This is a genomic window from Kordiimonas sp., assembly GCF_965216265.1.
Classification (GTDB): Bacteria; Pseudomonadota; Alphaproteobacteria; order Sphingomonadales; family Kordiimonadaceae; genus Kordiimonas.
This window is the reverse complement of sequence record NZ_OZ244153.1, coordinates 4,132,798-4,155,020: the sequence shown is the minus strand read 5'-3', so window position 1 is coordinate 4,155,020 and position 22,223 is coordinate 4,132,798. Positions and strand designations below refer to the sequence as shown.

Below are 22,223 nucleotides of genomic sequence, written 5' to 3'. Positions count from 1 at the left end.
GATCTCCCCACTAAGATGTATCCACACTAAACATGCATATTCCGATTGCAAATAGATGATAAGCGCTTGAACCTCGGGCCCTGTTTGGTGACACTGCCAGATTGTAGGGGCACGTTGATGAAGGGTGGTAGAATTAAATTATGTTGGGGGGGATAATTGAGGCGGAACTGCTGCATGAAAGCGCGCGCGGAACCAATATCTATCGGGCAATACGCGAACGGGACAGTGCTTCTGTATTCATAAGGCACCAATCTGCCCGTAACCTAAGACCTGAAGCACGAACCCTTCGGCAGGAATATGATCTCCTCCGCCAGGCCGACATTGATCATGGGATTGAGTTTCAGCAGGAAGGCGGTGACGCTTATCTCATAAGTGAGGGTCATGGCGGTGCGCTGCTTGAGACAATAGTCGCTTCGGCTCCCATGAATATTGGAGATTTTCTCGCGTTTGCCATCGCCTCTGCGACAACACTCAAAGCCATCACGGATGCTGGTCTTGTCTATGGGAATATATGCCCCAAAGTGCTGGCTTGGTCGGCTGACCACAATAAGGTTAGTTTTTTAGAGTACTGCGCGGCGAGCTTTGTCGAGCTGACACACCCCGTGGTGTCTCGGCTTGAGGCCAGCGTAGACTATGGCTATATAGCACCTGAGCAGACAGGTCGTCTGAATGTTGCTATCGATCATCGGTCAGATATCTACAGCCTCGGGTGTGTTTTCTATTACTGTCTAACGAAGCGCCCACCGTTCCAAGCTGATGACGACCTTTCCAGGCTCTATGCACATCTTGCCCGAAGTTTTCCAGAAGCGGACAGCTACCCTGAAACCGTACCCGCGCAAATCATAGAGATTATCAAGAAACTTACTCGAAAAGCGCCAGATCAACGCTACCAGACCATTAACGGCTTACTCCATGACCTAACCACTTGTCGTGAAGCCTTTGAAGAGGCTGGCACGATTGATCCATTTCCTCTTGCCTCGCAGGACACCAGCGGCAAGCTTGCCTTGCCTGATCGGCTTTTTGGGCGTGAGGCGGATACTCAGACACTCAAGGGGATAATAGAGTGTAGTACTAGGGGCAGGTCGGAGCTGCTTCTGGTCTCGGGTCTTTCCGGTATCGGCAAGTCCAGTTTCATCGAAAGCGCACAACGTCCCGTTCTTGAACAACGCGGTTTCTATGTCTCCAGCATATTTGACCGGTACAAGAGCAGGGCACCCTATGCGAGCTTGGGCATGCTGCTGGATGATCTTGTGCTTCAGGCTCAATCTGGCGCGTTTGGTGACGCCAAGGCCTGGAGTGAGCGTATCAGTGCCTCTGTTGGCCCCGGGCTTAGTTTGCTTTCGCGTCTTTCTCTACGCCTCAAAGACTTGGTGCCGTTGCCACGCTTTGCGCCCGAGCTACCAGCCTCTGACATTCAACGTCAGCTGAGCCTGGCAATCCGTCGTTTCCTTGCCGCTCTGGCGACCCCCGAACACCAGGTATTTCTCGTCCTAGATGATGCGCAGTGGGCTGATACAGCGTCGATGCGCATTCTGGAAGATCTGCTGCTGGATAATGATCTGAGCCATATTGTCGTATGCTTGGCCTACAGAAGCGAGGAGGTCGACGCTTCTCACACCCTTAGTGATCTCATATCCAAAGTCTCAAATGGATCATTCCGTGTGACATCCATCGTACTTGCCGCCCTGAATGAAGCAGATACGCGTGCGTTTCTATCCGCAGCACTGAAGGAAGGCGAAGAGCAGGTTGGTGGGTTGGCAACCGTCCTGCATCAACAAAGTGCAGGGAATCCTTTGGTTCTCCAGGTTCTTCTCAAATATCTCATTGAGCAAAACCTGTTGAATTTTGATGCTGAAACCAAGGCATGGCTGTGGGATCAGGGCGCGCTTGCTAAAGTATCAATGTCTGCAGATCTTGCGGAGCTGATGCTTGAGCGGCTTAACACATTGCCGAATGGTACGAAGAAACTTTTGAATGCTGCGGCCGTTATCGGGGCCGACTTTACGAAAGGGCTACTGCAGAGCCTTCTGAATAGTGACAAGGAGGCGTTCGAGCAACATCTTGAGCCAGCCTTGAAGGCAGGTCTTCTTTTGCCTTCCAAGCTAGAGCATAGCTTAGGTTTTGTTCATGCTAGGGTGGAGCAGGCTGCTTACAAACTGAACGAGCACGAAGAGCGCGAACGGCTCCACGTACAGCTTGCTCGTCTTTTTCTTTCCAAGGAACATATAGCTGATACGGCGTTGTTTCAGGCGATCCGGCACCTGAATATAGCTGCTGACCAATTGTCTGATGCAGAGCGGGCACAAGTTCAGCAGCTAAACTACCGTGCGGGTAAGCTGGCAGAGCGGGGTGCCGCCTTTGAGGTCGCTTTTGAATACTACAGCTCCGCTGTTGCAATGCTCACCTCTGAAATTTGGGCTGACGCCCGCGACATGGCTATGGGTCTATGTCTCAGTACACTCAGTCTCGCGGCGGTTTTTAATGACCGTGCTGCGGTGACAATGCTCAGCGATATTGTGCGAGAGAACTCAGACGACGTATGGGAGCTTATTCACATTGACCGCGCAGAACTTCTTACAGCCAATATCGACCTTGATGTTGCAAAGTCCGTACAGGCTGGCGCATCGGCTCTAAGTCGAATTGGTGCTAAGGTGTCACTCACTCCAAGCCCAATGGCAATATTGATAGAGATAATCAAAACCAAACTGGTTATGACTGGGAAGGGGCGAGAGAAACTTCTGAACCTGCCGTGGATCAAAGATGAAAAAACCAAGCTGATATCAGAGCTTTTGACAGACGTTGCGCCTGCGGCTTATGTCTCAAATACCGAGTTCTGGTTGGTGCTAGTACTACGTTTGGTTCGCCACACGGTAAAAGAAGGGCTCAGCCCGGCTTCTGTACAAGCCATCTCGTCGTATGGCGTGTTGGCGGACGAGATTTTCGATGACTTCAAGTCGATGAAAATGATGACAGAGGTCGCAGACACCCTTGCAACCCAGCCGGCCAGCCCTTTTCCGAACCGTACCTTGTTTGCAACGTGTTATTATAATTATCACCGATTTCTGCCAATTTCAGAGGTGATCGATCGCTTCAAAGCGGTTGCCGCGCAAGCTTTTGAGGACGGCGACATTCACTGGGGCTGTTATTCCTACAACAACATCCCCAACCTGATGATAGCAAGCGGGCAGAACCTTCTTGTACTCAAGGAACAGGTGGATGGCTACGCAGAAACCGTGAAACGACACGGCAATTTTGCCTCACTGGCTGCGCTCAATATCCCAAGGCACTTTTTACATAAGATGACAGGCCAGGCTGGTGACCCGGTCGAGCCTCACAGTGAGATCGTCTCACAGAACGACCTGGACACAGCACTATCTAACGGCCAGCGGTATACAACAGCTCTCTATCTTGCCGGGCAAATCTACATTGAGGTGTTTTTCGGTCGCTATGCCGCTGCCCGTGAATATGCCGTGAAATACTCTGCATTCGAAGGCAATCTGATTGGCACTGTGACCGGTGTTCGCACCACTGCGTTAGTGGCAATAGCCTATCTGAAAAGCTGGGACCATTTAACCACCTCTGACCGCAAAGATGGACGAAAGACGCTGCCTAAAGCGCTGAAACTGCTGAAGGTGAGAGCTAAACACGCGCCAGACAACTACGCACACCTGCTCACTTTGGTTCGTGCTACCGATCAGGCAAGGCAAGGGAAAAACACATCCGCGCTTGCGCTATATGAGCACGCAGGTCTTCAGGCAGAAAAAGGTGGCTTCCTCCAAGACATGGCGTGGGCACTTGAGCAGATGGCGCGCCTGTCATACCAGTTGGGGCGTGAACGCACGGGCACGGCTTATCTCACGCAGGCGATTGCCGCATATCAACGGTGGGGCGCCGCACCTATTTGTGGCGCATTACAGACAGAGTTTGAGGGTCAGTTGCCCGAACGTAATGAACAGGAGCAAAGCTCCTCACGGTTTGATCGTTTTGACATTGATATGGTTGCCGAGGCGAGCCGATTGCTTGGTAGTGAAATGCACCTGCCGGAACTGCTTCGCACGTTGATGCGCCTGATGCTGGCATCCTCCGGTGCAGGACGCGGTGTTTTGTTACTCAAATCTGAAAAAGGCATTACACCAGCCGCAAGCGCTGAGGTTGGGGATGAAGTACTTTCGGTTCAGGTTCTTGAAGAGCTTCAAAGCACGCCACCAACTTTCCCGCAATCGGTTGTTGATAAGGTCGCGACAACCCGGGATACGCTCGTTCTCGCGAATGAAAAAGCGGTAGCAAGCCATGAGTTGGATTCGTACATCCGGGACCACCAACCAAAGTCCATTCTCGCATTGCCTCTTGTTCACAAGGGCGAGCTTCTCGGTGTGCTCTATATGGAGAACCGCCTGACAGCCGGTGCTTTCACCCCGCAGCGCTGCGAACTTTCTGGCCATATCGCCGGACAGGCTGCTCTTTCAATTGAAAACGCACAGCTTTATGCGGAGATGACCGCGGTTAACCTTAATCTTGAAAACCGGGTTAAAGAGCGGACGGAAGCCGTTACAGCCTATTCAGCGCTCTTAGATACCACAATGACCAGCATGAGCGAAGGTTTGGTGACATTTGACGCCAATAACAAGCTCAGCCTGTGGAATAACCGATTTGAGGAACTGCTTGGGACAGTTGGTTTCGTGCCAGCGAAGGGTATGGACCGGAGTGAAATCTTCAAGACACTGGACGACCGTGGTGCCACGACAGGCTCAAATGATGAGATTCGCCTGCCCAACGGCACAATTCTGGTCCATAGAGCGAAACCGTCCAATGACGGCAGTACCGTTGAGGTTTTTGTTGATGTAACCACAGACCGCGAACGGGAAATGGCGCTTGAGCAGGCGCATAAAACCCTAAAGGACACACAAACCCAGTTGGTGCAGGCGGAAAAAATGGCATCCCTTGGCTCACTGGTGGCTGGCGTGGCGCATGAGATCAATACACCGCTGGGTACATCAATCACCGCATCAAGCAGCCTGAACGCCCGCACCCAAGAACTTCTAGGAAAACTGGAGCAGGGCGGCATGACAAAACGGGGTCTGAAGGATTTTCTCGACGATGCTCAAACGGCAAATATGATCATTCAAAGCAATCTGGCGCGGGCGGCCGATCTGGTGAAAAGTTTCAAACAGGTCGCGGCTGACCGCACGCACGACGAACGCCGCAAATTTGAACTAGGCGGCTACTTTGAGGAAATTGCCGCAAGCATCGCGCCTATCTGGAAGGCGAATGGCCATACATTGACCATCCATTCGGATAAGGAAGTGACGGTAGAAAGTTATCCTGGTGCGCTTGCTCAGGTTATTACCAACCTTGTTTCCAACAGTGTTGAGCATGGTTTCAGAGAGCTTCCAAATAGATCTATAAAAATAGAAATATCTATTAATCATAATATGGTTACAGTAATTTATTATGAGAATGGATTAGGAATGGCAGAAGACGTTAAAGAGAATGCATTCGAACCGTTCTTTACCACTAACCGGGCATCGGGCGCGACCGGTCTGGGGCTCCACCTCGTCTACAACGTAATAACAAGCCAACTTGGCGGCACGATTTCGCTTGAGAGCGAGCAGGGGGCGGGGAGCAAGTTCACCATAACCATGCCTAAATCAGCTCCAGCGGGTCAAAAACCACGTGAAAGTAGCTCACAAAGACACTGATTTAGTTCTTTTGTGGACGTTCCTGTTTTGACCAATCACGCAAAAGCACATCAATTTTCATCGTGTGCCGAATAATGATGCGCCCAAGCCAAGTGACCAACAAGAGCAGAGAGCCGGGAAAGATAAACGCATCAAATATTACAGCAATCGCATGTCGCGCCACAGCTCCGGCCAAGGACCGGCTTTTAGACTGAACTCCTGACCCATCCTTCTTATACTCGTCTATCACGGTTGAAACATGTGTATGCAGACCATGTGCAAAATCGTCATGCGTGGCTTTGAAGTGCTGTTGTGCCTTCTCCGCGACTGGTTTGGTGATGGCATCGGATATACTAGACGCGGAGAAAACCGCAAGCGGAAGGCCTATATAGACTAGAAATGTTATCAGCAGCAGTATCTCTGATATCTGCCCGCTGATGAGGGATACCCAACGCCAGACCCGGCGGAAGACACAATGCATGACAAGTATGACCAGCGTTGTAGTGAGAAGCAATTGCGCCGCATAGCTAGCCCCATCAAGAACAACCTCTGTGCCAATCAGTGCGGATGCAGCAACGACGCTTACCCAGAAGGCCCGTGCGGTCAGCTCAGCAACCACACTCAGTAAATTCCCAACCTGTACGTTAACGTCGACGATGAGTGAGAAACCGGCGCTGCTGCTCTCTATCACCTTCAAGCCTGCCTCCAGTGCAGCGAGTAACGTCAGGTTTTCACCAGCGTGAATTTTCGCTTGATGAAGATAGATCTCATTGGCATCAGCGAGATGGCCACGGACAAGTGTATCGAGCAGGTCAGCAACCAGACCAAAATGGTTAAGAACCAGGAGGATAACAACCGCAGCAATGGCAGGGAGGTTATGCTTCTCCAACTCAGCCAGAAGGGCAGACGCCCTATCATGCACGGTCGGCAAAGAACTTCGTCTTCGGCGAGACCGTTTGGCAGAGCGACGCATCTCACCACCCCACACAGGTCGTGAGGCGGAGATCAAGCTCTCGTCCCGAAAACCTATCAAGGCTCACAGGAGTGGCTATACCGTCAACCGTACCGCTATCGCTATATTGCCAAAATAACCAGGATGTCCATCCGGTTGGAAGTTGGGTCTCGCTTGTATAATCTGCGAGCCAGAGGCCATAGTTGGTAAAATCTCCCGGGAACTCTTCGTCCCAAGTGTCTGGACTTGTATAGATGACCGGTGTGCAATTTAGTGCTGCCTCAACCGTTTTGAGCCACACAGCAATCTCAGCTTTCGCTTCCTTTAACTCAGCGCCAGAAAGCCCCTCGACATCAAGGGCAGGAGGCAAAGCTCCTCTATCACCGGCGTCCGTCGCGCGAATAACACTGAGGAAGTATGCAGCTTGGGCGGCACCACTGACACCCTGCGTAAAGAAATGATAAGCACCGCGGATCACGCCACTTTTGTCGCTGCCACTCCAGTTGGCCATAAATTGCGGATCGGTGAGCGTATCACTCTCCGTTGCCTTGATATAGGCAAAGCGCACGCCTCCGCCATAAACCTGCGTCCAGTTGATCTGTTCCTGATAGCTGGAAACGTCGATACCGCTTATGTATTCCGGCTGCGTTGAGCCTACTGACGTGTCACAGCCAGCAAGCAGGAAGATGCTAAACAATCTCAGCAAGCAAACTTGCAATATGTCCAGCCGTGCTTTCATTGGCCGCGCTTCATGCACCTTCGTTTTCAGTCGGTGGCGCGGTCTGCGTCTGCGCGGTATGTATAGCAAGTAGTTCCTTCAGCTGCTTGTCTACTTCCTCAGAAATAATCGCCCGGATTGTATTGGCTAGTTCGTTTGCAATTGGTGCCTCTGGCGCTAGGTCAGGGTTGGCCGCGGGCGCTGTTGCTTGATGCGGTGGGGCTGGCGCAGCCTGCGCAGGGGTGGCGGGGGGAGACGCCTGCGGTATCGATTGTTGAGGGGCAGGTGCTGTTACCCCTGTACTGCCTGCGGGGTTTTCTCCCGTTGATACCAGATTTCTTGTTGCAGATTGAGCTTGTTGCATTTTCTCTATCGCATCCCGTTCTGTGAATTGTTTCTTCGCCGTGGTCATCTGTTCCATAGCGGCCACCCGCTGTTCTTTCACGGCGTCATTAATGTTTTTCTTCTGGGCTTCATAGGCTTTGCTGATGGCTTCACGCTGGATGACCGAGGCTTGAATGATGTTCATTGCCCGGTCAGACGTGGTGCCCTTTGCGGCTGGCGCAGCACGCGCCGCCGCTTCTATGAGTTCTTTCTCTGACGGAGGGGCCGCAGGTGCGGCGCCGCTTTCATTTGTGGTATCGCTCATCAGCAGTCTCCCGCATCCAATGTGGCGTTATTTCTTGCGCCCACCTGATTTGGCTTTTGAGGGAGTAGTAGCCGTAGCTTTTGACTTAGCCGCCTTCGGCTTGGGCTTTTCGTCGAGAACTTCTTCGGCGATCTCACGGCTCTCAAGGGCCAACTTTTCCAGCGGGCTTTCGTCTGATGTGGCTCTCAAGTCACTGTCCTCTTCTTCTTCGCGTGCTGCTCTCTGCGCGTCCATTTCTTCTTCAAGCTCGCGTTGCTGGCGCTCTACTTCTTTCTGATGGCGGTGAGCGGCTTCTTCTCTGGCGCGTTCCCTGGCTTCAATGCGGCGCTCGTAGCGGCGTACATCGCGCTCAAGGTCCTCAGCTTGTTCTTCAACAGAGCGTGCAGCCGCCGAGCTGCGTTCCTGGCAATGTTTACTGAACTTCCGTACCCAGCGCGCAAAACGCATAGCATCGCGTTCCAGACGGTGAGCCTCGCGCTCAATAACTCTTGCGTCGCGCCGAGCGTGCCGACGACAGGCCCGGCTGAATGCTATTACCCGCTCTTCAAACCGGAAGGCATCGCGTTCAATCTCGAATGCCTGTTCCTCAATAGAGTAGCCTTCACCATCGTAGTCGTCTTCGAAGTCTTCCAGATCATCGAAGTCATCGATCACATCTTCGTCGTCGCGGTCTCGTGCGTTTCTAGCCATTTCCCTGATTCCTGTTCGCTTGCCGGGCCGGGTGCTCACAACTCGTGATCTCGGCCGTATTGGCTGTCCCCGTGCGGCAGGCATTACACCGCACGCACGCCCTCACGCATGCCCCACGCCGCTCAGCAGTGCGGATGCTAAATGCGATAAATGCGCAGTTTCACAACGGATGAGGGAGCCATTTGTGAACTGCATTGCTCTTTTTTCACGTTTCTGCAGTTGAAGCGTCACCCAGAACCAGAGACTTCCGGCAGAAGATAGAAGTGGGGAGAGCAATATGTTATCAGCGATAGGCGAAGGCACTGAAAGTGCTGATGGTGAGGCTGTAGATTGGTGGTTCGCCTATAAACTGCCACACCATGTGACTGAAGACCCAAGTACATCAGTCGCAGTGGATGAGCCGCTCGACGGCTTCAACTATCTCTATTACACAGCAAATAATACCAGCGGGCTTTGCTTATCACCTAATAAACTCGGCGCAGGGGCAGGTGCGCTACATAATACTCTCAAGCTGATATTTGATTCCGCATCCTCCAAGCCCAGCTCCGCAGGCTGGTTGCTGTATAACGATGAGAAACCACAGCCCGCTGAAAACGATGAAGACAAAGGTCACTGCAAAGGTGTACTTGCCTTTGATTTCGAGACAAACAGCGCGGTCTGGATATTGCATTCCACCCCCAGGTTCCCGATCACCGGTTCTTCTGACTTTCCCCCGGATGAAAAGATCTACGCGCAAACTTTTCTGGCCATCACATTAAAGGATGTCGCAACAGCAAACGCCTTGGCGCAGCAAATGCTTATACAGCAAGACCCTCAGGTCTATGGTTACCACTGGCCTGGTTGCGCACCGACGGACCGCACGGCAACAGCGCTTAAAAGCCTGGCCACTGGCATTCCCAAAACGCCGGCAGCAAAGCCAAGCTCATGCAAGTTCACCTCGCGCGGCGGCCAGCATTTCATCTCCATCGCCAAAAACCGGCAGTGGGACAGGGATTTCTGGATCGACCTTATCGGTCCAACTCTTGACGCGGACGTCAATATTGAAAGCTGGCGACGGGGGAAAATGCCCGGCACGCAGGATGCTACTGCAGGGCTTGATGTCTGCGACGTTGGAGGCATCGACCTATCCAGCCTTTCGGTTAATGCACGATGGCCCTACACACGAGACCATGCCAAGTGGGCAAGTTCGCAGGCAAGCGATTGGGTCTGTGTTGCTGATATCAACCGCCAGATCTCACAGGAACGACGGGGAGGGGGCGGTATATGCTTCCAGCATCAGGAGCTATGGTCTGCCCTAAGCAGTATAGAGGTGTTTGCGGCACCAGCACGGTAACCGCTCAAAACCGTTTGCTCACTCGGACTTACTTTTTTTCTGCGCGCCAGCCGGGCCTTCATTGATGAGCTTAATAGTTTTCTCAATGGACGCCTGTTGCATCTTCAACATTTCCGAGCTTACATCCGGACCGACAAAATTAGACTGCACAAGTTTAGCAATCTCCTTGTCCGCCGTTTGCATGAAATTGGCCAATGCATCCTGAACGGATTGCTCAACGGCCAATAAAGCTTCATCGCTTTTCAGCATATTGTCTACGAGGCCTTTTGCTGACCCTGATGTCTGATCTGCCATCACTGTTCTCCCTTTTATTATCCTGTCAGAGAGACGCGAGACTTTCCATTTTACGAACTTTGGAAGAAAATTTTTCAAGCGTGCCCGATGGGGAACGGGAAGTTTAGAGCAGCGACGACCATAAAATCATGTTAATGTTGTATAGGCACCATTAAAAGGAGAGCTTTATGGCTACCCCAAAAAGAACGCCGCCTCAGGCGGCTCCAAAATCTGGTGACAACAACAAACCCAATCATTCGCCTTGTGCAAACATCGCGCGGGAATGGATGGACGTCATCCAATGGAAACCCTCGATGGACCGTGTTTTTGCGCAGGCAGAAGCACAGCAGAACGAGATCGCAGCCCAATCGATCCATATGATCCATCGCAACTGCATTGAGCTACATACACTCACAAAGGTAGCGACGGAGTATTCTATTGCGGTCCTAGCCGACGCCGCAGGGCTGAAGGCTCCATTGCCACTGCCGATTGAGGCTTAACCTTACCTGGTCTGCGCGCGGTACCGTTATTCCGCGCGCAGACCTATCAATTTCAACTTCTTCCTCACAAATCCCAAACTCCACCGTCATGACAACGAGCAGTGCGCTTCATTCCTGTGCGGCGCTCCCCTGGCTCGTCAAAATTTGTATTCGAAGGAGATAAAATATGGCTACGCCAACTCCCGTGAACGGCCAGATCACGGATTCCGTCACCCAGGCGAATGTCGAAGTTCTTGGCAGTTCACCCGCCATGGGCATGGGCGCAATCTATCAGTCGCTCGGGCATTCAACCGGTATCTTGTTTGAGAACGGTGTTTCATCACAACAGCAACTGGCAATCGCGGCACAAGCTGCCACAAACCAGGGTGTTATCCAGATCTACAGCGTCAATACGATGGCTGGCGCGACAGCCGCTTCCAAAATTGCTCAAAGCGATACACCGGACACCATGATGTCACTCCTGACAGCACTCAAGGCAACCCAGGGGTCCGTTACCTAGAATAGGGCGCACGAGAACAGTCCAAGAGAACCGGCATGTGCATTGTACATGTCGGTTATTTTTTTGTTTAAGTATATCTATTAATACATTGTTTTATAACAATATTATTATTTTTATGTCTATACAATTTTCTATATCACAAACACGAAGGTGCACCGTCTTACCTACAAGAGACCGCACAAAGCATCGGGCGCGGCGGACTCATTGAAACGTTAGATGAGGAGACGAAACGTGGCGTATCCAACACTTGTAAATGACCAGATTACTGATGCTGTCACCCAGGCCAACGTTAAGGTACTCGGTGATGCTCCTGCTATGGCTATGGGGGCGATTTATCAATCCCTCGCGCACTCCACCGGTATTCTTTATGAAAATGCCACGGCAGCACAGCAGCAACTCTCAATTGCTGCGCAAGCGTCCACGAACCAGGGCGTCATTCAGGTTTACAGCATTGACAGCATGGCGGCTGGCACTGCGACGTCCAAGATCGCACAAAGCGATACAGCTGATACGATGATGTCGCTGATGACCTCGCTCAAAGCTACCCAAGGTCCCGTAACCTAGAATTTACCATCCAAAGTCCTGCAGAGGGCTGAGGTACTCAACCGCCAACCGTCCCGGTTCATAATCGGGGCGGCGCGTTGCCTTTTATGCGGTGCGTAGAAAAATATCGCGAATTTAATGACTAAAATCGCAACTTTTATGCTCACAAACCCTCGCTAACACCGTCCTTATTCTGAGTATAGCGTGGCCAAGGAATAGGCCGTAAGCGCGCTCACATGACAACAGGTTCTTAAGGAGAAACTATTATGGCTATGCCAACCCCTGTGAACGGCCAGATCACCGATGCCGTAACACAAGCCAACGTGAAAGTGCTCGGTGATGCTCCTGCTATGGCTATGGGCTCCATTTTTCAGGCCCTCGCTCACTCAACCGGCATCCTGTATGAAAATGCTGTGGGTTCCCAGCAGCAGCTCGGTATTGCGGCGCAAGCGGCCACAAACCAGGGCGTTATCCAGATTTACAGCATCGATACGATGGCTGGTGCGGTCGCAACGTCCAAGATTGCACAAAGCGATACGCCAAGCACAATGCTTTCCCTGCTTACCGCACTCAAGGCTACCCAGTCTTAAGGTGCACAGCTCCGATAAAGCCGCGCTACAAGCCCTTCAGGTTTTGGCGCGGCTTTCTTATTTTTCTCAGATTTCTCCAATCAATTTTCACTTTTTTCCTCACAAAGCATCACCTTCGCCGTCGATATAGTGAGCGGATCGCAGCCCACAGAGCGGCAACACCCGAAGCTCATTTGACACAAGTCTCGAAGGAGAAACACAATGGCAATTCCAACACCTGTTAATGGTCAGATTACTGACTCAGTAACTCAGGCGAATGTCAAGGTGCTCGGCGATGCACCGGCAATGGCCATGGGGGCTATTTACCAATCTCTCGCGCATTCAAGCGGAATCCTTTATGAAAACGCTGTTGGTTCACAGCAGCAGCTCGCCATCGCGGCGCAAGCGGCCACAAATCAGGGCGTTATCCAGATCTACAGCATCGATACAATGGCTGGTGCAGTTGCAACATCCAAAATCGCTCAAAGCGATACACCAGACACCATGCTGTCCCTGCTTACTGCCCTCAAGGCAACGCAAACTTAAACACAGTTCCCCAAAGCACCTGAAACCCGCGTGTTGGCATAGCCAGCCGTGGGTTTCTGTTTTTTCAGCCCCTCAATTAACATGTAAACCTTCTTCACAAGCACCCGCCAAGGTCGTCTTACCTATATGCGCGTGTTGCCGCCACCTGGCACAGAGAGCGTAAGGCATTTAGGAACCCATTCCGGGTTATAAGGAGAATAAGCATGGCAAGTAACACCCCGGTCAATGGCCAGATCACCGATTCAGTTTCACAAGCCAATGTGCAGGTGCTTGGGGCCGCACCGGCAACCGGAATGGGGACCGTCTATCAGTCGCTCGGGCATTCTACCGGCTTGCTATTTGAATCAGCTGTCGCCCAGCAGCAACAGCTCGGCATAGCGGCGCAGGCCGCAGCAAACCAGGGTGTGATCCAGATCTATACGGTCAACACCATGGCAAGCGTCGCGGCTGCATCAAAAATTGCACAAAGCGATACCCCGAACCAGGTTTTGACCACGCGGTCTGCTCTGATGGCGACAGACCAGATTCTCTAAACCACCAGCGACTGGCGCAGGGCCAAAGTTCCTGCGCCACTTTTTCCCGTTTTCAAAATAAATCCTCGCCACATCTTCACAAACAGCACTCCTGAACCGTCAACCTGACAAGCCCTGAAGGGATAACAATTTTTCAGCCGCGATCCTAGGTGGAATGCACCGGGAACACGCACAATCGCCGGTATTAAAACGGCGGGAGAAAGACATGTTCGGACTTTGGAGACGCAAGAGAAAAGAGGAAAAAGCGGCCAAGGAAAAAGCGGCCCGCGTGAACGAACAGGTCGCAGACAGTGTCGCTGCAAACACAGCGAGTACAATTGCCGCAAGTGCGGCGGTTTCAATCGATCAGGCTATCCTCGCTCAGTCGCAGGCTCAGTCTGCGCTCTTTGCTTCCATGGTGAGCGAACAGCACCGCTTGACCAACGCGAACCAGCTGGATGTGCTCAAATTTACCGCAGATATTTTCGGCATTTCACCAGACGATCTCATAAAACCAAGTGCACGGCGTAAACAACCAACGAAGGATAGCTCTCATGGCTGACGAAGATCCATACGTAAATCCCATGGTGACTGATGCTTTCATCCAGACGAACGTCTCAGCCCTTGGGAACAGTAGCGCCTTGTCCGTTGCACAAACATCGCTCGCGCTGGCGCAGTCACAAAGCGTACTGTTTGCGCATATGGTCAACTCCTACGCAACCGGTGCGACCGCGGTCTTGCTGAACAACAAACGGGGTGATGACGACTTGAAAACCGCAGCGGCGCATGCTGAACAGACCCGAGCGATCGAAGATCTGAGGGATCTGGTAAGGGATTTTATCGCGGCGAACAAAAACGATCTTGCTTGTTACTAGACGTTTAACGCCAGGCAACAGGGAAGGGGCCCAATATGCCAACCAAGACCGTAAATTCACAAATTACCGACGCGGTGACACAAACAAACGTCAAAGTGCTTGGCGAAGCACCCGCTGAGGCAGTCGGCATGTCGTTCCAGAGTATGTCCAACTCAGTCAGTTTGGCGCTGGAGAATGCAACGCAAACCCAGGGTGGCATGCAGCAGGTTGGCAACGCAGCAACATCATCTGTTGTAACGCTGATTATCAAGGCTGGGGCAAGTTAAACCAGTGCTTGAATTATCAGGTTCACAAAGCCTGATACACAGCGTCTTTAAAATACTGAGGATCTTATCAGGATCCGATCAACACTGTTCAGGGTAGCTTTCAAAGCTCGTGCAGGAAATATCATGGCGATACCTACATATGTAAATGGTCAGATCACCGATTCCGTCACCCAGAGTAACCTGATGGTTCTCGGTAGCGCGCCAGCGATGGCACAGGCTGCGATGCAGCAAAGCGCAGCCCACTCAACCGGCATAATGTTCCAGAACAGTGTGCAGGCGCAGCAGCAAGGGGCTATATCGGCCCAGGCTGCGGCAAACCTGGGTGTGATGCAGATATACAGCGTGAATTCGATGGCAGCTGCCGCAAGCGCCGCGAAGGTCGCCAGAAGCGACACCACGTCTACGATGCTCACGCTACTGGTGGTACTTGCCGCCTTAAACAGGATCTAGACGCAGATTGCAGGAATTATAACCAGTCCGGTAACGGCTATAAGACAGGCTCAAGACAATGGCTGACAATACACCCGTAAACTCACAGATCACCGATGCTGTCACCCAAAGCAACGTGAAGGTTGTGGCAGAAGCGCCAGCACAGGCCATGGGTCTCGTGTATCAAACCATGGCGCACTCCATCAGCTTGTCGATGCAGAACGCGCAGCAAGCGCAGGGCGGGTTGCAGCAGATCGGTAACGCCGTCACATCAAGCGCTATCACGATGATACTTGCCGCTGCTGGCGGAGGAAAATAGACTTAATATCTGATGCTTACGGATATTTCTTAAGCTATTAGGGGAAACAATATGGCTGGAAATAACGACGATATCGATGCAAATGACGACACTGACCAATCAACCAGCTTGGTGACAACCGAGTTGAACCAGCAGATCGTCCAGGCCGTTGGCATGACCAACAGCGTTGTTCTAGGCGCTGCCGGGCCCGAGGCCGCAGGCATAGCATACCAAAAGGTGGCCCAGGCCGCCGCATTCTCTGTGCAGGATGCCACAGACTATCTCCGTAACATCATGACTATCGCTGGCACCGCGCAAGGTGTCTGCCTGCAACTCATGATCGAAAACCCGGCATTGGCAGCAGAATATGTACCAATCATTACCGCGGCGACCGGCGCCGTCACCAGTGCGCAGACAAACTTTACCGAAGTAGGCGCTGCTGCGGGTACGATTGTATCGAATTTCCCGAGTTCATAAGCTTCAAAAGCTAGCTTTTAATGTCGCCGGGCAGGGTGGTCTGCCGGGCTGATAGCGCGTGGCCCCGGCACTTTTTCGTACGATATTCACTTAAATCGTCTCAACCAACATTGTTCCCACTCCGGTTTGCATACAAACATTCACATAAATGAAATATCGCGTAACGTGTTTTAATACATCTTATGGTTCACGAAACCTCATTTGGTGACGTCTCAGTTGTACTTCGAGAACTAAAGATTGTGATCGAGGGGGCAAATACAATGATGACATATACCGAAAGGGGCGGGAAATGGGGAGGTATGGTGACGTATCGCAGGAAAGCCTACGCGCAAACTGGCGGCAGAAGCACAACCCAAAAAAACGCGGGAGAGCACCCACTGGTTCACCAGAAGACAGTATACACCCCGCAGAAAACCTCTCCAAAGGCAAACGCTTACACAACGTCCATCGACTCTTCCCACAAAATTCACGCAATCCGAACAAGCTTCCGCTGAACCATAACAGCGCACGCACTCCAGAGACCGAAGAGGTCCAGCCGAATAGAGCTGAAGAGAACACTGCTGAGCAGGTCGCGAGAAGCGTACCTCCATTAGAGGAGGAGGCCGATCAGCCCGCCACACCGCAAAACATGCTAAATGACTGGACAGAACATCCCATCACCAAAGCGCTTCAAGGCTTCAACATGGGGCTGTTCGGGCCGAACCCGGCTCAGATCATTGCAGAGAGCCTGAATTCTCCGTTTGCGCGCAGTCCCTATAACACACCACTCACACCGCAGCCGCCAATCCCAGCGCCAACCACAACCCAGGGACAGCCAGAGGCCAGAGAGGCCTACCAACAGTCAGAAAAAGCTGAAATATATGAGGAAATGCCGCTCAGGCCGATCGAGACTGACGCACCTGACTTTGGTGAACAGGATGTGGAAACACACGGCGAGGGCGCAGCTTATGAGGCCTTTTGGAATGTGTGGCTTGGCCATCAGGATTATCTGCGCGGCCAATGCATCCGTATGATGTCTGGCAATATGGCGGACGCAGAAGATGCGCTCAGCAACGCCATGTTGCGGGCCTCACAGAAGTTTGAGGCATATTCGGACAGTATCGTGAATGAGCGCGCGTGGCTCAGCAAGCTAGTGTACAATGTGTGTATCGACCACTTCAGGCGCGAGCAGCGTACCGAGAGCCGTCCGTTCGATCAGGAGCAAGGCATGCAGGTCGTCGATACGCTTTATACTGACCCGCAACAATCACCGGAAGAAATCGCACTGTGCCAGGAACAGCTTGACCAGTTGCATCATTCCATGAGCCAGCTTTCCAATAATCTGCGGGTGCCGCTATTCCTTCGCTGCGTGGAAGGCTGGTCTTATCCGGAAATTGCAGAGCGTTTGAACCTGCGCACTGATACAGTGCGTAAACGCATCCAACTAGCACGAGACCAGCTTAGACGCGCCGGCATTCGTTAGGTCGACCTATGCGCAAGATTACGCCTTTGGTGTCTAATTATTTCCCATAATATAAATTATGCGATTATCCAAATTAGATTTTCTTTAACAGAAACAACGCATTAACTTGTTATTCACCTTTACACTATCTGCTTACCCCTTGCATCAGATCGCGCTTAAGGCGTGGAACAACCAAAGCACCGGGGGCAAGTATTCATGCAAGTATTCGATAGGTCAAAAAATTTTCATTTCGACAGCCTTTTTCACGGCCTTCCGGCACCGGTCGGACGCGATTTTGCAACAATGCTTCGAGAATTTGCGTCGTTTCTGGATGAAAAGGCCGACGAAGCCGAAGACCGGGACAAGCAACGGGCCAGCAATCAGGACCACCTGCAATGGATGCGCAGTGTGCTGCCCCGCCTCATGGTTGATGCACTCAAGCAGTGCCCAGACGCCGACAGAGCCGCCCTCGCCGTTCACGCAAAGACAGGCGTGCAACCTGTTACGATCATTCACTATTGGAGGCTTTATGAGCTGGAAAAGAAAGCGGCGGGCCGGAGAGACCGGGACCGCCGCATCTACCTACTAGCGAGGCAGGGAAAAACTCAGGCTGAAATCAGCGACGAGCTGGGCGTAAGCCAGCCCACTGTCAGCCGCGTGATCAATCGCTTTTCTTCCCCATGATCTGGGGAATGATCTTTTCAGCCGAGCGGCCCACCACATAACCGCCTATACCGAGCTGCACGAGGTCGTAGAGGTCTGCAATCTGGCTTTCGGTGAGGTTTGGCGGTGTGAAGCCGAACCAGTGCGCCCCGATCAGAAATGCAAAGAAGATCATCATCAGCGGGCGCCACATACGTTGCAACCAATTGCCGTGCGCTTCGGCCAGCACGATTGCTTTTTGCGTCTCCAGCTCTTTACCGACAAGAGTGATCATTTCGGCGTTGAGCTGGGCGCTCAGGGTTTGGGCAAGGTCTTTATCCTTGACCACCTTGCCGACGATGTTCGAGATCGGCTCCAGAAGCTTGCCAAAGAAACCCATATCAGCCCCCTGTCAGCTTGCGAATGATGGTTTCACGCTTCCAGCGCACACAGAGGGCAGGCAAACCAGCCGCCACGGCGTAAGCATGCAATTTCTGATCACTCATAGCCCCAAAGTCGACTTGAGGGCTTGCAGGGCGTTTTTTCAGGCTTCGGCGGATCATGCTAGTTTCCCTTCGACTTTTTCCAAGCGGCGATCATGATCATCAAGGCGTTGACTGCCCCGGCCCATATCAAACTTGATTGAACACAACAGCCCGATATTGGTTGCGGCATAGATCAGCCCCACGATCACAACGGCGTCACTCATTTGAACATCTTCCCGATAGTGCCCCGGTGCTTGTACGCTACGTAGGCCGTACCGGCCAGAAGCGCCACCTTTGTGAGCTTGGTTATTGAGTTTGCGCCCTGAGAGACAGCATCCCCGATTTCATCCGCCGCGTCAGTGGTGGCGACAGTGCCACCGATCCCCAGCGCAGTACCAAGGGCCACAGCGCCCCAAAACAACAAAGGTATAGGCATCAAGCGATCCCCTCATAGAATGAATGTCTGCCGATTTGGGCCGTCATGTATTGAGGGTTTGCCCACTCAGGATTGACCCAATCGGCGTGATAGTGCGTTGCGCCGCCTGTAATGTCCGGCAGTGTGCCATCAATGGCCCTGCCCGCGATATCCAGCGCTTGCGCATAAGCGGGATCGGCAGGCGTGGCTTGCAGGGTTTTGACCGTGTTGGGATCAGACAGATCATTCCACAGCGAGAATTGAAACCGCTTTTTGCAGACCGTCTCGATACTATCACCCCACCAGCCGCCAAGGCGGGCACGGTTGACGATCACGTTTGCAACCGCCTGCATACCCTCCGGCCCCTCGCCGCGCGCTTCACCATAAAGGGTGCGCGCCAGAATTTCCTTTTGCCGTTCCATATATAGAACCCTTCCTATCAGCAGTAGGCCCGCGCCTACTGCGAACTTTGCAACGCCGCCCATTCTTCAAGCGTGTAATTTTCGACAGGCAAGAGGTTGCCGTCATTATCTGTTTTTAACACCACAACACGGCCTTCTGGGTGCAGTGGATGACCTTTTTTATATACCGTCGCCCGTTCAATAATTTTCATCGCGGATATCCTTCTAAACTAGATCGTAAGCCAGCTTTAGGGTTGCCCTCACGCCCCGGTGTGTTTGCATAATGACCGACTGGCCTGCCGGAATTTCGATATCTCGGATTGAAAATTGACCGGGATCAAATTGCTCTGCAAAGAAACTGGCCCCGCTCTTTATCTGAGCGCAACGCCAATCGGGGTGACCGTTGGTTTCTTCTTTCACTATCAATATCGCCACACGAATTCTAACGCCGTTGACGTTTGAGGCCGCAGAAATAACCTCAGTATAATCGGTTGCCCCCCCTGCCGTATTGTCAATGTCAAGGTTAGTGTAACTCTCACCAATTGGCGTGATAGCGCCGCCTTGATCTGTTGACGGCGCTGTATTGGTTACGATACCGCCATCAACTGCGATCTGCGCCGCAAGCTCGCGTTGATCGAAATAGCCGCTCAAAGTATGGTGCACGACCGTTACCGTCTGGCTTGCGCCCGTTGGATTGCGCACCTCAATAGCCTCAAAGTCCTCGCGCCAGCCTATGCCCCGGTCAAGCGGTGCCCAATCGTAACGATTGCCGCCCACCGTCACGCGGAATTCAAGCTCCGCTGTGGCATAGTGACACTGAAAAAAGCGCCCGCTACCCTCAATAAAGAAGCTTTGTCCCGCCGCGAGTGTTTCCGTTCTGGTGGTCATTTCCGTTTCACCCATACAACTGCGCCAATCATTACAGCCGCGAGGGCTGCCATCATCAGCATGTTTTGTTGTGATTGTTCGACATAGGCACCCGCCGATTGCTGGTAAGCCGCCTGCATGGCCGCTTCTGTGGTGGTTTGCAGGCCCTCGCTCGCAGTCGCTGCAAAATCGAATGCCTGTTGCACCAGCGCGCCCGATCTGGCGTAAGCTTCATCAACAATCTTGTCTGTGGTTGCACTGAGGTTCACGCTCACTTGAGACGCCAGATTGAAAGCATCTTCAATGGCCCCGTAATCCGTACTTTCAATCGTGAGATTGCCAGCCGAATAAATGCCACCATCAGCGATAGCAATAGAATTGTCGTTATAGTCGCCAGCCGTGTAAATCGCGCCCGCAGCCACATCAACAGAACTATCGATAAATTGCCGGTTGTCTTGTGATTGATCGACCCAATAACGGTTATCGTTATAAGTGCGGTTATCTTGCCGCGCATCAACGTTATTGACTGTTGTTTTTGAGTTATCGATATACTGGCGGTTATCCTGCCGATTATCGATATTATTGGTTTCGTTATAGTAGTTTTGCGTGGTGTTGGTTGTGCTTTTCGTGGAGCCGCCAAACAGTCCCATGATGGCCCCCTATTTTTTCAGGAAATACACAAGCCCAGCGCCAGCCGCCAAGGCCACAGCCGCGACAGCAAGCACGGACGTAGCAGACGTTCCACCAACGCCCATGAAGTCATCATTCAGGATGGAGCCGCTATCCGCCGCCGCAATCTGAAACACAGGCGATCCGCCCGAATAGGCAGGGCCAGAAGCCCCGCCAATCGGCCCTAAACCGCCTGCACCGCCATCAAAAAACATGCTATTTCACCATCTTGAGAACGAGAAGGCCCGCAAACAGCGTTGCGCCGCCAATCGCCCATGGTTTCCAATCGAAATTGGCCATGGCACCAGCCGTTGCGCCGCCGCCAGACTGGTTAGACGCCGCATTGTTTTGCGAGTTATTAAGCTGTTGTTGGAGCGTCTGGATTTGCACTTGATCTTTAAGTACATCCTTGTACGCCTCAGTTTGCAGCCAGCCCATGCCAATTTGTGTACCAGCGCCCAGCAAATCCTTGAAGAACCCGCCGATACCCCAGCCGTCAGAGCCTTCCGCCTCGCCCGCGGTTGAGGGCGTGTTATTCACGCCCCCACTGGCAACCGGGGTTTGGTTTTGGGCCTGTAGATAGTCCATTGCTTGAGAACCAAACACGGCGTTTCTCCCTTAGACTTTCGCCCGGCCAAGCTCTTCAAACAGCATATCAAAGCTGCTACCCGGCGCGGCCCCGATGGTGAATTCAAACTTCAGGGTTTGGTTGCCCGTCATCAGCACATCAGCAAGGCGCGACGTGAGAAGCTCACCACCAAATGACCAAACGTCATCTTGTGGCACATAGCCGTTATCAACGAGAAGATCGTCAAGGGTTTCCTTGTCGGCAAAATCCCACAGGATCAACTCACCCAGCATCACACGCATAGCGGTAATGTCAGCCGAGAAAGCGTGCACCATGGAAATGCCCCGGCCCGAAGGCGTGACATAGGTGTCCCGCTTCTCACCCGCACCGGAAAGCTGCACTTGCTTTTCGGTATAGGTGACAATGGCCTCTTGTTGAGGTCGTTTGGCATTGTTGGGGATCGGCTCAGTTACGAGCCGCGCCTCAAGCGTGCGAGCCGTGGCCTGCGCCGCCAGCTTCACGTTGATCGTGACACCGCCGATTTCATCAAGCACAAGCGCCGTGCTGTCCTCACCAAGCGCAGAACGGCGCTCAGGCTGAGAAAAGCGGATCGGAATTCGCCCGGCACTGAAGGTTTGACCCTTGAGCGCCTCCAGAAGAAACAGCTTTTCAGGGTAAATCTTGCGCTGCACGTTACCGAGTAATTTAAACTCGATATATTCAATATCGGTCTCGATTTCGGTTTGCGTGGCGCGTGTGCCGTCAAGCTTGTAGATCAGGTCAAGCTGTACAAGGCGACGTTGTGATTGTGGGATCATCAACGTTGCAATGGCAGAGCCTGCAGTCACGTTGGTAAAATCCGTTGCGTTAGGAGTGACTAGCCGCATTTGGTAGGCCCTCCCTTAAGCGTTTTTGTATTTTTGGATTT

At 52.5% G+C, this 22,223-nt stretch carries 32 protein-coding genes; 16 read left to right on the top strand and 16 right to left on the bottom strand.

The annotated features are described in order from the left end of the window. Window positions 1–140: 140 nt before the first annotated feature. Window positions 141–5,699: an AAA family ATPase gene (locus ACOOGA_RS19335; RefSeq protein ID WP_417460708.1), complete on the top strand. Its 5,559-nt coding sequence runs from the start codon at window positions 141–143 to the stop codon at window positions 5,697–5,699. Between the two features lies 1 nt (window position 5,700). Here the strand turns inward: ACOOGA_RS19335 and ACOOGA_RS19330 are convergent, their stop codons facing one another. Genes ACOOGA_RS19330 through ACOOGA_RS19315 form a run of 4 tightly spaced genes read right to left on the bottom strand, consistent with a single transcriptional unit; the run spans window position 5,701 to window position 8,687 of the window. Beyond that, window positions 5,701–6,600 (bottom strand): hypothetical protein, encoded by a 900-nt coding sequence (locus tag ACOOGA_RS19330; protein WP_420429261.1) that lies wholly within the window; start codon window positions 6,598–6,600, stop codon window positions 5,701–5,703. Between the two features lie 52 nt (window positions 6,601–6,652). After that, the gene (locus ACOOGA_RS19325; RefSeq protein WP_420429259.1) at window positions 6,653–7,336 is read right to left on the bottom strand and encodes a glycoside hydrolase family 25 protein; all 684 of its coding nucleotides are present in this window, start codon (window positions 7,334–7,336) and stop codon (window positions 6,653–6,655) included. A 43-nt stretch (window positions 7,337–7,379) separates the two neighbouring features. After that, window positions 7,380–7,997, bottom strand: a complete 618-nt coding sequence (locus ACOOGA_RS19320; protein WP_417460705.1) for a hypothetical protein — start codon at window positions 7,995–7,997, stop codon at window positions 7,380–7,382. Between the two features lie 27 nt (window positions 7,998–8,024). Continuing rightward, the gene (locus ACOOGA_RS19315; protein WP_417460704.1) at window positions 8,025–8,687 is read right to left on the bottom strand and encodes a hypothetical protein; all 663 of its coding nucleotides are present in this window, start codon (window positions 8,685–8,687) and stop codon (window positions 8,025–8,027) included. Window positions 8,688–8,964: 277 nt separating this feature from the next. On the opposite strand from ACOOGA_RS19315, the gene ACOOGA_RS19310 reads away from it, so the two are divergent. Further along, a complete protein-coding gene (locus tag ACOOGA_RS19310) occupies window positions 8,965–10,020 on the top strand; it encodes a deoxyribonuclease II family protein (RefSeq protein WP_417460703.1) in 1,056 nt (351 codons plus the stop codon). Window positions 10,021–10,038: 18 nt separating this feature from the next. Here ACOOGA_RS19310 and ACOOGA_RS19305 read toward each other — a convergent pair whose 3' ends face one another. After that, on the bottom strand, window positions 10,039–10,314 hold the full coding sequence (locus tag ACOOGA_RS19305; protein WP_417460702.1) for a hypothetical protein: 276 nt from the start codon (window positions 10,312–10,314) through the stop codon (window positions 10,039–10,041). Window positions 10,315–10,481: 167 nt separating this feature from the next. Between ACOOGA_RS19305 and ACOOGA_RS19300 the strand changes: the two genes are divergently transcribed. The 14 genes from ACOOGA_RS19300 (at window position 10,482) to ACOOGA_RS19235 (ending at window position 17,932) form a co-directional block, all read left to right on the top strand. Next, window positions 10,482–10,793, top strand: coding sequence for a hypothetical protein (locus ACOOGA_RS19300; RefSeq protein WP_417460701.1), 312 nt, complete (start codon window positions 10,482–10,484; stop codon window positions 10,791–10,793). A gap of 166 nt (window positions 10,794–10,959) precedes the next feature. Then, window positions 10,960–11,292: a RebB family R body protein gene (locus tag ACOOGA_RS19295; protein ID WP_417460700.1), complete on the top strand. Its 333-nt coding sequence runs from the start codon at window positions 10,960–10,962 to the stop codon at window positions 11,290–11,292. 231 nt (window positions 11,293–11,523) lie between these two features. Beyond that, window positions 11,524–11,856 (top strand): RebB family R body protein, encoded by a 333-nt coding sequence (locus ACOOGA_RS19290; protein ID WP_417460699.1) that lies wholly within the window; start codon window positions 11,524–11,526, stop codon window positions 11,854–11,856. 245 nt (window positions 11,857–12,101) lie between these two features. Further along, the gene (locus tag ACOOGA_RS19285) at window positions 12,102–12,425 is read left to right on the top strand and encodes a RebB family R body protein (protein WP_417457091.1); all 324 of its coding nucleotides are present in this window, start codon (window positions 12,102–12,104) and stop codon (window positions 12,423–12,425) included. Between the two features lie 201 nt (window positions 12,426–12,626). Continuing rightward, window positions 12,627–12,950, top strand: a complete 324-nt coding sequence (locus ACOOGA_RS19280; protein WP_417460698.1) for a RebB family R body protein — start codon at window positions 12,627–12,629, stop codon at window positions 12,948–12,950. A gap of 203 nt (window positions 12,951–13,153) precedes the next feature. After that, entirely contained in the window at window positions 13,154–13,483 is a 330-nt protein-coding gene (locus ACOOGA_RS19275) for a RebB family R body protein (RefSeq protein WP_417460697.1), read from the top strand. A 205-nt stretch (window positions 13,484–13,688) separates the two neighbouring features. Continuing rightward, window positions 13,689–14,024: a hypothetical protein gene (locus tag ACOOGA_RS19270; RefSeq protein WP_417460696.1), complete on the top strand. Its 336-nt coding sequence runs from the start codon at window positions 13,689–13,691 to the stop codon at window positions 14,022–14,024. Next, complete coding sequence (locus ACOOGA_RS19265; protein WP_417460695.1) at window positions 14,017–14,337, top strand: hypothetical protein; 321 nt, start codon at window positions 14,017–14,019, stop codon at window positions 14,335–14,337. The genes ACOOGA_RS19270 and ACOOGA_RS19265 overlap by 8 nt, the downstream gene beginning before the upstream one ends. 35 nt (window positions 14,338–14,372) lie before the next feature. Then, a complete protein-coding gene (locus ACOOGA_RS19260; RefSeq protein ID WP_417460694.1) occupies window positions 14,373–14,603 on the top strand; it encodes a RebB family R body protein in 231 nt (76 codons plus the stop codon). 123 nt (window positions 14,604–14,726) lie between these two features. Then, on the top strand, window positions 14,727–15,053 hold the full coding sequence (locus ACOOGA_RS19255) for a RebB family R body protein (RefSeq protein ID WP_417460693.1): 327 nt from the start codon (window positions 14,727–14,729) through the stop codon (window positions 15,051–15,053). A gap of 58 nt (window positions 15,054–15,111) precedes the next feature. Then, a complete protein-coding gene (locus ACOOGA_RS19250; RefSeq protein ID WP_417460692.1) occupies window positions 15,112–15,351 on the top strand; it encodes a RebB family R body protein in 240 nt (79 codons plus the stop codon). Window positions 15,352–15,402: 51 nt separating this feature from the next. Continuing rightward, complete coding sequence (locus ACOOGA_RS19245) at window positions 15,403–15,807, top strand: hypothetical protein (protein ID WP_417460691.1); 405 nt, start codon at window positions 15,403–15,405, stop codon at window positions 15,805–15,807. A 628-nt stretch (window positions 15,808–16,435) separates the two neighbouring features. Beyond that, window positions 16,436–17,269, top strand: coding sequence for an RNA polymerase sigma factor (locus tag ACOOGA_RS19240; RefSeq protein ID WP_420429257.1), 834 nt, complete (start codon window positions 16,436–16,438; stop codon window positions 17,267–17,269). 195 nt (window positions 17,270–17,464) lie between these two features. After that, window positions 17,465–17,932, top strand: coding sequence for a helix-turn-helix domain-containing protein (locus ACOOGA_RS19235; RefSeq protein ID WP_420429255.1), 468 nt, complete (start codon window positions 17,465–17,467; stop codon window positions 17,930–17,932). On the opposite strand, the gene ACOOGA_RS19230 is transcribed toward ACOOGA_RS19235, so the two are convergent. Genes ACOOGA_RS19230 through ACOOGA_RS19180 form a run of 11 tightly spaced genes read right to left on the bottom strand, consistent with a single transcriptional unit; the run spans window position 17,910 to window position 22,182 of the window. Then, entirely contained in the window at window positions 17,910–18,290 is a 381-nt protein-coding gene (locus tag ACOOGA_RS19230; RefSeq protein WP_420429253.1) for a 3TM-type holin, read from the bottom strand. The two genes, ACOOGA_RS19235 and ACOOGA_RS19230, sit on opposite strands and share 23 nt — an antisense overlap. A 1-nt stretch (window position 18,291) precedes the next feature. Next, window positions 18,292–18,453 carry a hypothetical protein gene (locus ACOOGA_RS19225; protein WP_420429251.1) on the bottom strand — a complete coding sequence of 54 codons (162 nt, stop codon included), beginning with the start codon at window positions 18,451–18,453 and terminating at the stop codon, window positions 18,292–18,294. After that, window positions 18,450–18,599, bottom strand: coding sequence for a hypothetical protein (locus ACOOGA_RS19220; RefSeq protein ID WP_420429249.1), 150 nt, complete (start codon window positions 18,597–18,599; stop codon window positions 18,450–18,452). The genes ACOOGA_RS19225 and ACOOGA_RS19220 overlap by 4 nt, the downstream gene beginning before the upstream one ends. After that, window positions 18,596–18,811 carry a hypothetical protein gene (locus ACOOGA_RS19215; RefSeq protein ID WP_420429247.1) on the bottom strand — a complete coding sequence of 72 codons (216 nt, stop codon included), beginning with the start codon at window positions 18,809–18,811 and terminating at the stop codon, window positions 18,596–18,598. The genes ACOOGA_RS19220 and ACOOGA_RS19215 overlap by 4 nt, the downstream gene beginning before the upstream one ends. Further along, window positions 18,811–19,212: a cell wall hydrolase gene (locus ACOOGA_RS19210; RefSeq protein WP_420429245.1), complete on the bottom strand. Its 402-nt coding sequence runs from the start codon at window positions 19,210–19,212 to the stop codon at window positions 18,811–18,813. Before ACOOGA_RS19210 ends, ACOOGA_RS19215 begins: the two co-directional genes overlap by 1 nt. A 35-nt stretch (window positions 19,213–19,247) precedes the next feature. Further along, window positions 19,248–19,403 carry a hypothetical protein gene (locus ACOOGA_RS19205; protein WP_420429243.1) on the bottom strand — a complete coding sequence of 52 codons (156 nt, stop codon included), beginning with the start codon at window positions 19,401–19,403 and terminating at the stop codon, window positions 19,248–19,250. A 13-nt stretch (window positions 19,404–19,416) separates the two neighbouring features. Next, window positions 19,417–20,079, bottom strand: coding sequence for a hypothetical protein (locus ACOOGA_RS19200; protein ID WP_420429241.1), 663 nt, complete (start codon window positions 20,077–20,079; stop codon window positions 19,417–19,419). Beyond that, a complete protein-coding gene (locus tag ACOOGA_RS19195) occupies window positions 20,076–20,708 on the bottom strand; it encodes a hypothetical protein (protein WP_420429239.1) in 633 nt (210 codons plus the stop codon). The genes ACOOGA_RS19200 and ACOOGA_RS19195 overlap by 4 nt, the downstream gene beginning before the upstream one ends. A gap of 9 nt (window positions 20,709–20,717) precedes the next feature. Beyond that, window positions 20,718–20,942, bottom strand: a complete 225-nt coding sequence (locus ACOOGA_RS19190; RefSeq protein WP_420429237.1) for a hypothetical protein — start codon at window positions 20,940–20,942, stop codon at window positions 20,718–20,720. 1 nt (window position 20,943) lies between these two features. Further along, window positions 20,944–21,333 (bottom strand): hypothetical protein, encoded by a 390-nt coding sequence (locus tag ACOOGA_RS19185; protein WP_420429235.1) that lies wholly within the window; start codon window positions 21,331–21,333, stop codon window positions 20,944–20,946. Window positions 21,334–21,345: 12 nt separating this feature from the next. Then, the gene (locus ACOOGA_RS19180; protein ID WP_420429233.1) at window positions 21,346–22,182 is read right to left on the bottom strand and encodes a major capsid protein P2; all 837 of its coding nucleotides are present in this window, start codon (window positions 22,180–22,182) and stop codon (window positions 21,346–21,348) included. Window positions 22,183–22,223: the final 41 nt, after the last annotated feature.

Coding starts and splice junctions, on each gene's coding strand:
- ACOOGA_RS19335 (WP_417460708.1), top strand. CDS start 141: ATGTTGGGGGGGATAATTGAGGCGGAACTGCTGCATGAAAGCGCGCGC.
- ACOOGA_RS19320 (WP_417460705.1), bottom strand. CDS start 7,997: ATGAGCGATACCACAAATGAAAGCGGCGCCGCACCTGCGGCCCCTCCG.
- ACOOGA_RS19315 (WP_417460704.1), bottom strand. CDS start 8,687: ATGGCTAGAAACGCACGAGACCGCGACGACGAAGATGTGATCGATGAC.
- ACOOGA_RS19310 (WP_417460703.1), top strand. CDS start 8,965: ATGTTATCAGCGATAGGCGAAGGCACTGAAAGTGCTGATGGTGAGGCT.
- ACOOGA_RS19305 (WP_417460702.1), bottom strand. CDS start 10,314: ATGGCAGATCAGACATCAGGGTCAGCAAAAGGCCTCGTAGACAATATG.
- ACOOGA_RS19300 (WP_417460701.1), top strand. CDS start 10,482: ATGGCTACCCCAAAAAGAACGCCGCCTCAGGCGGCTCCAAAATCTGGT.
- ACOOGA_RS19295 (WP_417460700.1), top strand. CDS start 10,960: ATGGCTACGCCAACTCCCGTGAACGGCCAGATCACGGATTCCGTCACC.
- ACOOGA_RS19285 (WP_417457091.1), top strand. CDS start 12,102: ATGGCTATGCCAACCCCTGTGAACGGCCAGATCACCGATGCCGTAACA.
- ACOOGA_RS19280 (WP_417460698.1), top strand. CDS start 12,627: ATGGCAATTCCAACACCTGTTAATGGTCAGATTACTGACTCAGTAACT.
- ACOOGA_RS19275 (WP_417460697.1), top strand. CDS start 13,154: ATGGCAAGTAACACCCCGGTCAATGGCCAGATCACCGATTCAGTTTCA.
- ACOOGA_RS19270 (WP_417460696.1), top strand. CDS start 13,689: ATGTTCGGACTTTGGAGACGCAAGAGAAAAGAGGAAAAAGCGGCCAAG.
- ACOOGA_RS19265 (WP_417460695.1), top strand. CDS start 14,017: ATGGCTGACGAAGATCCATACGTAAATCCCATGGTGACTGATGCTTTC.
- ACOOGA_RS19260 (WP_417460694.1), top strand. CDS start 14,373: ATGCCAACCAAGACCGTAAATTCACAAATTACCGACGCGGTGACACAA.
- ACOOGA_RS19255 (WP_417460693.1), top strand. CDS start 14,727: ATGGCGATACCTACATATGTAAATGGTCAGATCACCGATTCCGTCACC.
- ACOOGA_RS19250 (WP_417460692.1), top strand. CDS start 15,112: ATGGCTGACAATACACCCGTAAACTCACAGATCACCGATGCTGTCACC.
- ACOOGA_RS19245 (WP_417460691.1), top strand. CDS start 15,403: ATGGCTGGAAATAACGACGATATCGATGCAAATGACGACACTGACCAA.
- ACOOGA_RS19240 (WP_420429257.1), top strand. CDS start 16,436: ATGCTAAATGACTGGACAGAACATCCCATCACCAAAGCGCTTCAAGGC.
- ACOOGA_RS19235 (WP_420429255.1), top strand. CDS start 17,465: ATGCAAGTATTCGATAGGTCAAAAAATTTTCATTTCGACAGCCTTTTT.
- ACOOGA_RS19230 (WP_420429253.1), bottom strand. CDS start 18,290: ATGGGTTTCTTTGGCAAGCTTCTGGAGCCGATCTCGAACATCGTCGGC.
- ACOOGA_RS19225 (WP_420429251.1), bottom strand. CDS start 18,453: ATGATCCGCCGAAGCCTGAAAAAACGCCCTGCAAGCCCTCAAGTCGAC.
- ACOOGA_RS19220 (WP_420429249.1), bottom strand. CDS start 18,599: ATGAGTGACGCCGTTGTGATCGTGGGGCTGATCTATGCCGCAACCAAT.
- ACOOGA_RS19215 (WP_420429247.1), bottom strand. CDS start 18,811: ATGCCTATACCTTTGTTGTTTTGGGGCGCTGTGGCCCTTGGTACTGCG.
- ACOOGA_RS19210 (WP_420429245.1), bottom strand. CDS start 19,212: ATGGAACGGCAAAAGGAAATTCTGGCGCGCACCCTTTATGGTGAAGCG.
- ACOOGA_RS19205 (WP_420429243.1), bottom strand. CDS start 19,403: ATGAAAATTATTGAACGGGCGACGGTATATAAAAAAGGTCATCCACTG.
- ACOOGA_RS19200 (WP_420429241.1), bottom strand. CDS start 20,079: ATGACCACCAGAACGGAAACACTCGCGGCGGGACAAAGCTTCTTTATT.
- ACOOGA_RS19195 (WP_420429239.1), bottom strand. CDS start 20,708: ATGGGACTGTTTGGCGGCTCCACGAAAAGCACAACCAACACCACGCAA.
- ACOOGA_RS19190 (WP_420429237.1), bottom strand. CDS start 20,942: ATGTTTTTTGATGGCGGTGCAGGCGGTTTAGGGCCGATTGGCGGGGCT.
- ACOOGA_RS19180 (WP_420429233.1), bottom strand. CDS start 22,182: ATGCGGCTAGTCACTCCTAACGCAACGGATTTTACCAACGTGACTGCA.